General features: G+C 69.6%; 11 protein-coding genes and 1 tRNA gene. 1 reads left to right on the forward strand and 11 read right to left on the reverse strand.

Annotated elements, in window-relative coordinates; genetic code table 11:
* Positions 1-46: 46 nt before the first annotated feature.
* The 10 genes from FHX45_RS28595 to FHX45_RS10740 form a co-directional block, all read right to left on the reverse strand.
* Positions 47-1,297, reverse strand: coding sequence for a M24 family metallopeptidase (locus FHX45_RS28595; protein WP_208405878.1), 1,251 nt, complete (start codon positions 1,295-1,297; stop codon positions 47-49).
* A gap of 10 nt (positions 1,298-1,307) precedes the next feature.
* A complete protein-coding gene (locus tag FHX45_RS10700) occupies positions 1,308-2,279 on the reverse strand; it encodes a zinc-dependent alcohol dehydrogenase (RefSeq protein ID WP_167099504.1) in 972 nt (323 codons plus the stop codon).
* A gap of 47 nt (positions 2,280-2,326) precedes the next feature.
* Positions 2,327-3,214: an NAD(P)-dependent oxidoreductase gene (locus FHX45_RS10705; RefSeq protein WP_167099506.1), complete on the reverse strand. Its 888-nt coding sequence runs from the start codon at positions 3,212-3,214 to the stop codon at positions 2,327-2,329.
* Positions 3,211-4,308 carry a zinc-dependent alcohol dehydrogenase gene (locus tag FHX45_RS10710; protein WP_167099509.1) on the reverse strand — a complete coding sequence of 366 codons (1,098 nt, stop codon included), beginning with the start codon at positions 4,306-4,308 and terminating at the stop codon, positions 3,211-3,213. The genes FHX45_RS10705 and FHX45_RS10710 overlap by 4 nt, the downstream gene beginning before the upstream one ends.
* Before the next feature lie 114 nt (positions 4,309-4,422).
* Complete coding sequence (locus tag FHX45_RS10715) at positions 4,423-5,160, reverse strand: glucose 1-dehydrogenase (protein WP_167099526.1); 738 nt, start codon at positions 5,158-5,160, stop codon at positions 4,423-4,425.
* Positions 5,161-5,222: 62 nt separating this feature from the next.
* Positions 5,223-6,020, reverse strand: coding sequence for a glucose 1-dehydrogenase (locus FHX45_RS10720; protein ID WP_167099528.1), 798 nt, complete (start codon positions 6,018-6,020; stop codon positions 5,223-5,225).
* A gap of 45 nt (positions 6,021-6,065) precedes the next feature.
* On the reverse strand, positions 6,066-7,061 hold the full coding sequence (locus FHX45_RS10725; protein ID WP_167099530.1) for an ABC transporter permease: 996 nt from the start codon (positions 7,059-7,061) through the stop codon (positions 6,066-6,068).
* Entirely contained in the window at positions 7,058-8,122 is a 1,065-nt protein-coding gene (locus FHX45_RS10730; protein ID WP_167099533.1) for an ABC transporter permease, read from the reverse strand. Before FHX45_RS10730 ends, FHX45_RS10725 begins: the two co-directional genes overlap by 4 nt.
* The gene (locus tag FHX45_RS10735) at positions 8,119-9,615 is read right to left on the reverse strand and encodes a sugar ABC transporter ATP-binding protein (protein WP_167099536.1); all 1,497 of its coding nucleotides are present in this window, start codon (positions 9,613-9,615) and stop codon (positions 8,119-8,121) included. Before FHX45_RS10735 ends, FHX45_RS10730 begins: the two co-directional genes overlap by 4 nt.
* Before the next feature lie 122 nt (positions 9,616-9,737).
* Positions 9,738-10,832, reverse strand: a complete 1,095-nt coding sequence (locus FHX45_RS10740; RefSeq protein WP_167099539.1) for a substrate-binding domain-containing protein — start codon at positions 10,830-10,832, stop codon at positions 9,738-9,740.
* Between the two features lie 529 nt (positions 10,833-11,361).
* Here FHX45_RS10740 and FHX45_RS10745 point away from each other — a divergent pair.
* Positions 11,362-12,393 (forward strand): LacI family DNA-binding transcriptional regulator, encoded by a 1,032-nt coding sequence (locus tag FHX45_RS10745; RefSeq protein ID WP_167099542.1) that lies wholly within the window; start codon positions 11,362-11,364, stop codon positions 12,391-12,393.
* Positions 12,394-12,495: 102 nt separating this feature from the next.
* On the opposite strand, the gene FHX45_RS10750 is transcribed toward FHX45_RS10745, so the two are convergent.
* Positions 12,496-12,572, reverse strand: a tRNA-Met gene (locus FHX45_RS10750).
* Positions 12,573-12,638 lie beyond the last annotated feature (66 nt).

A 12,638-nucleotide genomic window follows, 5' to 3' on the forward strand; every position in this document is an offset into this window, starting at 1 on the left:
CCTCTTCTGTGGTGTTGCGCGGGAGTGATCGGGCGGCCGGGGCTTCCTAGTACGGGTTGGTGACGACGAGGTCCTGGGCGGGGAACAGGGTCAGGACCTGGGGACCGTCCTCGGTGATGACGATCTCCTCCTCGATCCGGGCGGCGGAGAAGCCGTCGGTGGCCGGGCAGTAGGTCTCGAGCGCGAAGACCATGCCGACCTGGAGCTCCACCGGCTCCTTCATCGAGTTGAGGCGGGAGATGATGGGCCGCTCGTGCAGGCCGAGGCCGAGGCCGTGGGCGAACTGCAGGCCGAAGGCCTCCATCTCGCTGCCGAAGCCGAACTCCTCGGCCGCGGGCAGCAGGGCCGCTACCTCGTCGGTACCCACGCCGGCCCGGATGCCCTCGATGCCCCGGTCCATCCACTCCCGGGCCTTCTTGTAGGCGTCGCGCTGGGCCGGGGTGGAGCTGCCGACCGCGAAGGTGCGGTAGTAGCAGGTCCGGTAGCCGTTGTAGGAGTGGATGATGTCGAAGAACGCCTGGTCGCCGGGCCGGATGAGCCGGTCGGTGAAGTTGTGCGGGTGCGGGTTGCACCGTTCCCCGGAGATCGCGTTGACGGCCTCGACCTGATCGGATCCCATCTCGTAGAGCCGCTTGTTCGCGTGGGCGACGATCTGGTTCTCCCGCACGCCGGGCTTGAGCATCTCGACGATGTCCTGGTAGACACCGTCGACCATCGCGGCGGCCTGGTTGAGGAGCATGATCTCGTCGGCCGACTTGATGCACCGGGCGTCCAGCATCAGCTGCTGGGCGTCGACCACGCGCAGGCCCTGCCGTTCCATCTCGAACAGGAACGGCGGCTCGACGATGTCCACCCCCACCGGCATGTCCGCGACCCCGGCCTCGACCAGCATCGACTTGATCTCGGCGACCGCCTCGGCCATCAGGCCGACCGAGGGTGCGACGGCGCCTCGGAAGCCGAGGAACCCGGCGCGGTAGTTCTCCTCGGGAACCCACCGGGAGTACTTCTTGTGGTGCTTGACCGCCGACCCGAAATCCCACAGGACCGGGTCCTTGTCGCGGGCCAGCAACGCGTACCGGATCATCTTGTCGCCCAGGGCGCCACCGATCCAGGTCTGGGTGGTGTACCGGATGTTGTAGAAGTCGAAGAGCAGGAACGCACCGCACTCGCTGCTCGCCAGCGCGGCTTTCGCGCGGTCCAGGCGGTAGCGGCGGAGCCGGTCGAAGTCGACGCGCTCCTCGTAGTCGACGCCCATGTGCCCGGGCGCCGGCAGGGGCTGGGGTGCTTGCGTGGTCACTGGAGATCCTTCAGACGGCGGGGTTGTGGATGTGGACCTTGATGTTGTTGCGGTCCTTGGCGGCTTCGAGCGCGGCCAGCGAGTCGGTGAGCGCGAACCGCTTCGACACCAGCGCGGAGAGGTCCACGGGAAGGCGCTCGACGAAGCGGATGGTGGCGTCCCAGGAGGTGCCGAAGGAACCCATGCAGCCACGGATGCGCAGTTCCTTGCCCATGATCAGCCCGAGCTCGGCCTGGGCGATCCCGCCCACGTTGATGCCGACGTAGTTGAGCTGTGCGTGGTAGGCGGCCATGGTCAGCGCGCTCGCCTGCGCCGCCGTGTTGCCGGAACACTCCACGACACCGGTGGCGCCCCGGCCGCCGGTCAGCTCGAGCACCTGCTCGGTGGCGTCGCCGGCCAGGGGGTCCACGACGTCCTCGGCACCCAGCGTCCTGGCCAGCTCGCGACGGCCGGCGTCGGGTTCGACGACGATGGTCCTGGCGCCCTTCGCGGACGCCGACGCCGTGGCCAGCAGGCCGATCGGGCCGGCGCCCAGGATCGCCACGATGTCGCCGCCGTCGAACTCCCGGGTGGCGCCGTAGGCGACGATGAACGGCTCGATCAGCGCGGCGACGGTGTCATCGATCGTGTCCGGGATGCGGTGCAGCCAGGCGGCGGGCACGGTGAAGTACTCCGCGAGCGCGCCGTCGTGGGTGAACCCGAAGTGCTCGTCGGCCGCCACCGAGCACTCGCCGACCACCCGGTCACCGACGGCGAACGTGGTCACGGCCGAGCCGATCTCGGCCACCCGGCCGTGCCACTCGTGGCCCGGGACGAGCGGGAACTCCAGTGGCAGCACGTAGTTGCCCGCGAGCAGGTCGAAGTCGGAGTGGCAGATGCCGACGGTGACCATCTGCACCAGCACCTCCGACGGGCCCGGTGCCGGTCGGTCGCGGTCGAGGACCTCGGCGACGCCAGGGGCGGTGTAGACGAGCGACTTCATGAGTTTCCCCTTTCCCCGGTGGGAAGACGTGCGGTGTCCGGCTTCGGTCAGCCGGCGGACGGGGGCGTGCCGCGGAGGTACTCCGCCAGGCCGGACTCGTCCAGGTCGGCGTACCCGGCGTCCACGGCCTCCCGCAGCAGCCGCCGGTTGGTCTCGGCCTGCGGCATCGGCGCACCGGCGTGATCCGCGACCTCGAGCGCGAGCCGGAGGTCCTTCTCGGCCAGGGCCAGCCGGAACGCGACCGGCGTCTCGTCCGGGCGTTCGTAGGCGGCTTGCCGGTACTGGACGAACGGGGCCGCGACGGCGCTGTTGAGGAACACCTGGTACGCCTGGGTTCGCGGGATGCCGGACTTCTCGGCGAGCACGAGCGCCTCCGAGACCGCACCGTTGAGGCTGTGCACGATGGAGTTGACCGCGAGCTTCATGATCGCGCCCCGGCTGCTCTCCCCCAGGTAGACGACCAGCCGGCCCATGCCGGTCAGGATCGGGCGCGCCCGGTCCACGATGTGCTCGTCGCCGGCGGCCATGATCGTGAGTGCGGCCGCGGTCGCGGCGGCGGTGCTGCCGGAGACGGGAGCATCCACGAAGTGGGCGCCGGCTGCGGCCACCTCGTCGCGCAGCGCGAGCACCGTGCGGGGCGAGACGGTGCTCATGTCGATCGCGATGGCGCCGGGCCGGAGGCCCGCGAGGATGCCGTCCGGGCCGCGGTGCGCGTCGAGAAGGGCGGCGTCGTCGGCGAGCATGGTGATCACGAAGTCGGCGCCGGCGGCCGCGGCGCGGGGCGTGTCCGCGGCAGTCGCGTTGTTCTCGCGGGCGAAGTCGGCGGCCTTGGCGGCGGTCCGGTTCCACACGCACAGCTGGTGACCGGCCTTCGCGAGGTTCGCTGCCATCGGCAGCCCCATTCGGCCGAGGCCGAGGAACGCTACGGTGCTCATGCTCCGGCCACCATCCGGGTCTCGCGGGTTGTCGTGGCGTGCGGGTCGATGAGGGTCTTGATGCGGGTGCTGCGGCGCTCCACCAGCGGTTGCAGACCTTCCGGGACGAGCTGGTCGAGTGAGAGAGCGATCGGTGCGAGGTCGGTCCACGGGTCGGGCCGGGACGCCAGCAGCTCCAGCGCGGTGGGCATGTCGGTGGCGAAGACGTGCGCGTTGGTGCCGATGAGCTCGTGCTCGATCAGGCTCAGCGTCCGGACGTCCCACTCGACCGGCCGGCCCTGCAGGCCCACCAGGACGAGACGGCCGCCGCGAGGCAGGATCGACAGCGCGGTCCGCAGCCCGGCCGGGGTCCCGGACACCTCGTAGACCACGGTCGGGTCGAGGCCGAGGTCACCGACGGCGGCACGCGCCTCGTCCGGATCCCCGGTGCGCAGGACGTGCGGGGCGCCCAGCGCGTCGGCGATCTTGAGCCGCTGCTCGTCGATGTCGATCACCAGCAGGTGGTCGGTGACCGACTTCGCCGCGAAGGTCAGGAAGGCGCCGATGCCACCGGCGCCGACGATCACGGCGTGGTCCGCGCCGGTCAGCCGCCCGCGGCGCATCGCGTGCACGGCGATCGACATGGGCTGGGCCAGTGCGGCGGCGTCCGGGGTGAGGCCGTAGGGAGCGACCTGCAGGCAGTTCGCCGCCGGGGTGGCCACGTATTCGGCGAGCGCGCCGTGGCGCTGCAGGCCGACGGTCGTGTACCGCTCGCAGAGGTTGGTGCGCACGCGGCGGCACTGGACGCACTCGCCACAGGCGATGCCGGCGCCGGAGACGACGAGGTCACCGACCGCGAAGCCGGTGACCTCCGGGCCCACCTCGCGGACGACACCGGAGAACTCGTGACCGGGGATCATCGGTCCGATGTGGCCGGAGACCGGGTGCTGGTCGTGGACGGGGAACATGTGCGGCCCGCTGTGGTATTCGTGCGCGTCGGTTCCGCAGATGCCGACCGCCCGCACCTCCAGTACCAGGTCGCGGGGTCCGCAGGTCGGTTCGGGGACGTTCTCGATGCGGATGTCGTCCCGGTCGTGGAAGACGGCGGCTCTCATGTCGATGTACTCCTGCAATCGTTTGCACGCGCGGCCGGGTCAAGGTGCGCCGGCGGTGGTGGCTGCGGGTGGGTGACGGGTGCCGCGGTCAGCCGCGGCGGACGGTGTCAGTGGTCACTGGGCGACGAAACCTCCGTCGACGTACATCTCGGCGCCGGTGACGAACTTGGACTCCTCGCTGGCGAGGTAGACCGCGGCGTGCGCGATGTCGTCGGGCTCGCCGGGGGCGCCCATCGGGGTGGCGGCGACGAACCCCTCGGTCGCCCAGGCGGGCTGCTCGGCCACCATCGGGGTGGCGATGATGCCGGGGTGGATCGAGTTGACCCGGACACCGCGCGTGGCGAAGGTGACGGCCGCGTTCTTCGTCAGGGTGCGGACGCCGCCCTTGGCCGCCTGGTAGGCCGGTGCGACGTCGTGACCGACCACCCCGGAGATGGACGACACGTTGATGACCGACCCGCTTCCGGCCTCGAGCATGCGCGGGATGACGGTGCGCATGCCCAGGAAGCAGCTGGTGAGGTTGAGGTCGACGACGCGGCGGAAGAGATCCACCGAGGTGTTCTGCAGGGGCTCGAAGCTGATCACCGCGCCGGCGTTGTTGACGAGGACGTCGATCGGCTGACGTCCCCAGGCCTCCTCGACCACGCGGTCCCAGGCGTCGGCGTCGGTGACATCCATCCGGCTGAAGCGGGCGCCGTTCCCGAGGTCCTGCGCGGCGCGCTGTCCCTCGGGCTCACGGATGTCGGCGATGGTGACGATCGCGCCCTCGGCGATGAAGCGTTCGGCGATCGCCCGGCCGATGCCGCGTGCGCCGCCGGTGACCAGTGCGTGCTTGCCGTTGAGGCGGGACATCGATTCCTCCGGTTCGGGATCAGAGCGGGACTGGCGGGATGCGCGGGGCTCGGCCGGGACGGTCACGTGAAATCGAGGCCGCCGTTGACGTTGATGCACTGGCCGGTCACGTAGGAACCGGACTTCGAGGCGAGCCACATGATGGCGCCGGCCATGTCGGAGCCGTAGCCGTAGCGGCCGAGCGGGATCGTGTCGAGCTCGATCTGCTTCATCTCGTCGAAGGTGATGCCGCGTTCCTTCGCGTCGGACTCGACGAACGCCCAGTGCATCTCCGTGGCCGCGAGGCCGGGGCAGAGCGCGTTGACGTTGATTCCGTGCTTCGCCAGTTCGAGGGAGAGCGACATGGTGAGGGTGTGCACCGCGTTCTTGCTGGCGCCGTAGGCGGCGGAGCCCGGGTGGCCGACCTTGCCGAAGTAGGACCCGGTGTTCACGATGCTGCCGCCCTGCCCCTGGGCGATCATCTGCCGGCCGGCGTGCTTGCAGCCGTGGAAGATGCCCTTGTAGTTGACGGCGAGCAGCTTGTCGACGTCACTCATCGCGGTGTCCACGACGTCGGCCGGGGTGACGTGGATGCCGGCGTTGTTGGCCATGATGTCGAGCCGTCCGAACTCCGCGACGGCGGCGGCGACGACGGCCTCGACCTGTTCCTCGACCGAGACGTCGACGACGCGGGAAGCGACCTTGACGTCCGGGTACTCCTTGGCGATGCGCTCAGCGGTGGCGTGCACCTCCTCCCGCACGTCGGCGAGGAGGACGTTCACCCCCTCCGCGGCCAGGGTCTCGGCGATACCCTCCCCGATCCCCCGGGACGACCCGGTGACGATCGCGTTCTTGCCTGCGACGCTGCGAAACTCGCTCACTGTCGTTGTCCTCGCACTCTCGTTGTCGTGGGGTTGGCGGGCGGCTCAACCGGCCCGGGAAAGCGGTGAGGTGCTGGTGCGCTTGAACGTTCGCGCGAACCAGCGCTTGGTGGCGGCGGAGTCCTTGATCAGCTCGACGGCGAGGACGACCAGGACGAGCACGCCGATCGCGAAGTTCGCGACGTACACGGCGCTGCCCTCGATGCTCAGCCCGCTGACGATGAAACGCAGGGTGAGCGTGCCGGCCGCGATACCGAGGACGGTGCCGCGGCCACCGCGGAGGCTGACGCCGCCGATGAGCGCGGCGGTCACCCCGGGAAGCAGCAGATCGGCGAACTCGGTCGGCGAGGCGGAGCCGGATTTGAGGCTGAGCATGGCGCCGACGAGCGCGCCCATCGCCCCGGACATGCCGAACGCGATCAGCAGGGGGCGCCACAGCGGGATCCCGGCGGCGAGTGCCTCCACCCGGCCGCCACCGACGGCCCCGATCTCCTTGCCCCACCGCGTGTAGGAGAGGAACAGGCCGGTCAGGACCAGCACGACGATGGTGAGGATGCTGAAGGGCGAGAAGATGTACAGCTTCTTCGACACCAGGTCGGCGATGTCCAGGTCGGGCACGATGATCGTCTTCGAGTCCGACAACAGGTAGGCGACGCCGCGGAAGGCGACGAGCGTGCCGATGGTGAAGACCAGCGAGTTGATCTTCAGCCAGAAGATCGCGATGCCCTGGGCCACACCGAGAACGAGGCCCACCGCCAGTGCGGACAGGACGGCGACGTAGATGCCGTGCCCGGCCTGCTTGACGGCGATCACGCCACCGAGTGCGGCGACCGACGCGATCGACATGTCCAGTTCGCCGGCCATGACCGTCAGGCCGACACCGAGCGCGATGAGACCGAGGAAGGCGAACCCCTCCATGACGGTGAACATGTTGCCGGTCGAGGAGAACACCGGGAAGGTGATCGCGAAGTAGGCGAAGACGATGACCGCGACGCCGAGCCGGACGGCGAGGTCACTGTCGATCTTCTTGGGGATGGTCATGCCGACCGCCTCCGTGCGAGTGCGTAGGTGCTGACGGCGATGACGACGGCGAGACCTTCGACGGTGATGCGCACGCCGAAGCTGTAACCGCGAAGCGCCAGCAAGTTGGACACCATGGCGATGAAGATCGCGCCGAGACAGGTTTGCCACATCGACCCGCGTCCGCCCTGCACCAGGGTTCCGCCGACCAGCACCGCCGCGATCACCTCGGTGTTGAAGTCGGGGAACTGGTTGACGATCCCGCGGCTGGTCTGCGCGGCCGCGAACACGCCCGCGAGCCCGGCGGCGACGCCGGAGATCGTGAACGCGGTCAGCGACGCGAGCTTGACGTTGAGGCCGCTGGCCTTCGCGGCGTGCCGGTTGGCGCCGACGAGCGTCATCTGACGTCCGGTCCGGGTCCGGATCAGCACGATCGAGAAGACGACGGTGAGCAGGATCAGCGCCCAGGTCTGGACGGGCACACCGAGCGGCCGGCCGGTGCCGATGAACAGGGCCGTGTTGTCCTGGATGTTGACCTGCTTCTGGTCGGTCATCACCGACGCCAGGCCGAACAGGGCGGCGCCGGCGCCGAGGGTGGTGATGATCGGGTTCGCTCCGGCGGCCACCACCAGTCCCTGCGCGATGCCGACGACGGCGGCCAGGAGCAGGGCGAACACCACGCTGAGGAGCCAGCCGATGCCGGTGTTCATCAGCATCGCGAAGCTGACCGCGGTGAACGCCGCCGTCTGCTCGACCGACATCGAGAAGTAGTTGCCGGACATCGTGATGAAGGTCATGCCGAGCGCGGCGATGCCGACGACCGAGGCCGCCCGGACGATGTTCAGGATGTTCTCGGTGGTGAGGAAGGCCGGGGTCGCCAGCGCACCGGCCACGAGGACGGCGACCGCGATGACGACGATGACCACGACCGGCAGGGTGCGCTTGTTCGGCACCCAGCGCGGCGCCCTGGCGCCACCGGTCCCGGCGGTACGGGAGGACCGCGCCCCGGGCGGGCCCGGCGGCACCGGGGCCGGCTCGGTGTCCGGCTCGGCCAGATGGGCGTTGCCGTGTGGAACGGTCATGACGCGACCTCCTCGCGCGCACCGGCGGGGTGCGTGATGTCTGCAGTGAGCTGGGCGTAGTCGACGTCCTCGGCGTCGCGGAAGGCGACCAGGCGCCCGCGGTACAGCGAGCCGATCCGGTCGGCGAGGCCGAGCACCTCCTGCGCGTCGGAGGAGGCGAAGAGGATGGCCAGGCCCTCGTCGGCGAGCTTGCGCAGGTGCCGGTAGATCTCGGCACGGGCGCCGACGTCCACTCCCCGGGTCGGCTCGTCGATGAGCAGCACCCGGGGTTCGATACCCAGCCACTTGCCCAGGACGATCTTCTGCTGGTTGCCGCCGCTGAGCGTCGAGGCGAGTGCCTTGAGGCGCTTGGTGTCGAAGCTGAACGCCTGGGCGATCTCGGTGCCCATCCGGCGCTCGCGGGAACGGTTGAGCCATCCGCCCGGCGTGACCTTGGCCAGTGAGGCCGAGGTCAGGTTCTCCGACACGGGGCGGATGCCGAACATCCCGTCGCGCTTGCGGTCGCCGGAGCAGTAGGCGATACCCGCGCGGATGGCGGCGTGCTGGTTGCTGGGTTTCACCGGCGTGCCGGCCAGCGTCACGCTCCCGCTGTCGCTGTGCCGCGCGCCCGCGATCGCCTCGAGCAGCGGCGTGGCACCGCTGCCCACCTGGCCGGCGAGACCGACGATCTCCCCCGCGCGCACCTCGAGGCTGATCGGCTCGGCGAGGCCCGCGGCGGCGATCCGCGATACGGACAGGACGGTCGCGCCGAAGGTACGCCCGGCAACTCGATCGGGGAACATGTTCTCCAGGCGGCGGCCGAGCATCTTGGTGATCAGGCCGTCGACGTCGAGGTCGGCTGTCTCGAGCGGTGGGCTGCTCTCGCCGTTGCGGAACACGGTGACCCGGTGCGCCAGCTCGAAGATCTCACCGAGCCGGTGGGTCACATAGATGACCGACCGGCCTTCGGCGGCCACGCTCTTCACGACGGCCTTGACCCGCTCGATCTCGGTGTCGGACAGCGCTGCCGTCGGCTCGTCGAGGATCAGGATGCGGGCATCGCGAGCGATCATGCGCGCCACCTCGACCAGCTGCTGCTCGGCGACGGAGAGCGTGCCGGCCTGGGCCTGCGGGTCGACGTAGTCCAGGCCGACCGTCTTCAGGTGCTCCCTGGCGCGGGCGGCGAGCCGCCGGCCGCTCCAGTTCTGCCCGCTGCCCGCGTTGCCGAGGAACACGTTCTCGGCGACCGTCATCGTGGGCACGACGCTGAGTTCCTGCTGGACGACCGCGACGCCGACCTCGGCGGAGCGGCGGGACGAGTGGATGTCGACCTGCTCGCCGTTGATGCGGATCTCACCGCTGTCCGGCCGGTGGATGCCGGACAGCATCTTCACCAGGGTGCTCTTGCCGGCACCGTTCTCACCGGCCAGCGCCATCACCTCGCCGGCGCGGAGCTCGAAGTGCACGCCCTTCAGCGCGTGCACCGCGCCGAAACTCTTGGTGATGTCTGTCATCCGCAGATAGGGCTCTGTAGACACCGGATTCCTCGCATCTCGTGTGGAACGTTGGGGGGCGCCCGGAGGCGGTGGCCCGTCGACGGGACGGGCCACCGCCACGGCATCGATCCGGTTCGGCCTCAGTACGTGCAGAGGTCGGTCATCTTGTGACCCCACAGACTGGTGGACTGCACTTCGTTGGAGTGGACCATCGGGTTCGGGATGAAGTTGTACCGCGAGACGGAGTCGACCGTCGGAGCCTTGTCCGGGGAAGCTTCCGGACGAGCCTCGCCGTCCTTGACCTGCTTGGTCTTCAGGTAGGTGTTCACCACGTCGACCGTGTACTGCCCCTCCAGGCTCGCGGCCTGGAGACCGGTGCCGAACTGCTTGCCGGCCTGGAGGTTGCTGAAGTCACCGTGGCAGTTGCCGCCGACCACCGCGACGTTCTTGCCGGGCTGGTAACCGGCCTCCTCCAGTGCCTGGATGGCGCCGTCGGCGAGGGCGTCGTTCTCGGCGTAGACGATGTCGATGCCCTTCGCCTTGTTCGCCGCGATCAGCTGGGCGCCGATCTTGTAGCCCGTCGTCTGGTCGAAGCCGGCCGGAGCCTCGGCGATGACCTGGATACCGGATCCCTCGATGCGCTTCTGGAAGCCCTTCATGCGGTCCTCGGTGGCGCCGTAGCCCGCGGGGAACGTGACCGCGATGGCGTTGCCACCGGCGGAGTGCAGCGGAACGCCGGACTCCTTGAGCTTGTCGCGGGCCTGGACGGCCAGCTGGCCGGACACGTCACCGTTCTGGGTGTCGTCCACACCGGCGTAGGCCACGATGTATTCGAGTCCGCGGCTGTCGGGGTTCTGGTTGGTCTGGAAGGTCGGGACGTCGCTGTCGTGCAGCTTCTTGAGCGAGGCGAGTCCGGCCGCGTTGTCCACCGGCCACCAGATGTAGGCGTCGGGCTTCGAGCCGCTGCCCAGTTGCTGCTGCACCTGCGTGTCCTGCTCGGGCTGGCTGAACTGGTTTTCCAGGATCTTGATGTCGATGCCGAGCTTCTGGGCCTCGGCCCGGGCTCCGCGCTGCCACTCGGCGAGGTAGTTGTCCGAGCCCGGCGGCATGAAGACGACAACGCTGCGTGCGTGGTCGCCGCTGCTGGCGGTGCCCGCGTCGCCGCAGGCGGCGAGCGTCGCACCTGCCACTGCGAACGCGAGGGTCAACCCGAGGGTGCGGCTGTTCTTGATCACTTGCTTCTCCCGTGCCTTGCGACTGCGCCCTTGCAATCGTTTGCAACATCAGTCAGAAAAGAGCCGTGGCGTCCAGCTCGACATGCGGTACTCGATCGGCGCCTGGTGTGGAGTTGTGTCCCGGAAACCGAGGGAACCAGGTCCGGACGCTGGTGGCTGCCGACCTCTCGTTCGCTCGCTGCAATCGATAGCAGGGACGGTAGGTCGAACCGGGCGCCGGTGTCAAGGGTCACAGGTGAACAGCAGCGGAACCGGCTGGCCAGGCGGGTTTCGGGCACCCCGGCACGCTCACCGCGGGACCAACACGACCCGGGTCCGACAGTGCTAACGATTGCCGCTCCACGGTGGGGCAGCACCGGGCCGGCGGTACACGGATACCCGCGCAGTGCCGCGCCCGCGCGGCCTTCGCCCGGTTCCCCGCCGACGTGTACCGCATCCGATGACGCGCTGCTATCGTTTGCGAGCATGGGTGGACTGAATGGTTGACGGCGCCGACCGGCGGCGCGACGCACGACAGGCGGGGGCGGCGATGAGATCGCGTGACGCGGGTCCGACGCTCAAGGACGTGGCCGCACTGGCCGGTGTCCATCCGACGACCGCCTCACGCGCCCTCGACCCGGCGAAAAGCCATCTGGTCAGCGAGGAAACGCGGCAGCGGATCCGGCAGATCTCCGCCGAGCTCGGCTATCAGGTGAACGCGATGGCGCGAAGTCTGCGCACCGGTTCCAGCGGCCTGATCGGGATGGTCGTGGCCGACGTGTCCAACCCGTTCCTGCCGCCGATCCTGCGGGCCATCGAGCACGTGATCCGCCACGAGGGCTTGATGCTCCTCATCGCCGAAACCCACGACGACTCGCGCACGATGCAGGAAATCCTGGGGCACTTCGCGCGCCGTCGCGTCGACGCGATCATCCTCAGCGCCGCTCACCAGGGAGATCTCGAAGTCGTCCGCGCGGCCGCCGCGAGCACTCCGGTCGTCCTCGCCGTGCGCAGCGTGGACGGCGGCAAGTTCCCGACGGTGACGCACGACGACCGGCTCGGCGGACGGCTCGCCACCCAGCACCTCGTCGAGCTGGGCCATCAGGACGTGGCCCAGCTCCGCGGACCGGAGGACGTGTCGTCGTTCAGCGGCCGCTCGGCGGGCTTCTACTCGGTGCTCGCCGAGACAACCGCCCGCGAGGTCGGTTCCGGCCTGGTGGCCGCCAGCCCGACCGTCGAGGAGGGACGCCGGCTGACCGCGGAGTTGCTGGCGGCCAGGGGCGACCGGCCGACCGCGATCTTCGCCCACAACGACCAGATGGCCGTGGGCGCGATGGACGCTCTGCGCGAGGCCGGCCTGAGCTGTCCCCGCGACATTTCCATCGTCGGGTACAACGACGCGCCGCTGGCGGACCACATCGATCCCCCGCTGACCACCATCAGGCTGCCCGCGGCGGAGCTGGGCAGGCGGGTGGCACGCCTCGCGCTGGAACAACTGTCCGAGGAGCCGGTCGACACCTCGACGGTGCGCCTGCCACCGGAACTCGTCGTCCGCCGCTCGACGGCGCCGCTCACGGCCTGACCCCGGACCGGAGCCGGGCGGCGATGTCCGCGATGCCCGCCGGGCAGGCACTCGCACACATGCATCAGGCGCGGACCCCGAGCCGGGATCCGCGCCTGAACGTGGTAGCGGGGACAGGATTTGAACCTGCGACCTCTGGGTTATGAGCCCAGCGAGCTACCGAGCTGCTCCACCCCGCGTCGTGAGAATCAGTTTACGCGGTGGTGCCGAGGGCGTGCACACCGGGTGCCGGAAGCGGTTCCGGC

Source organism: Amycolatopsis granulosa, assembly GCF_011758745.1.
GTDB lineage: Bacteria > Actinomycetota > Actinomycetes > Mycobacteriales > Pseudonocardiaceae > Amycolatopsis_E > Amycolatopsis_E granulosa.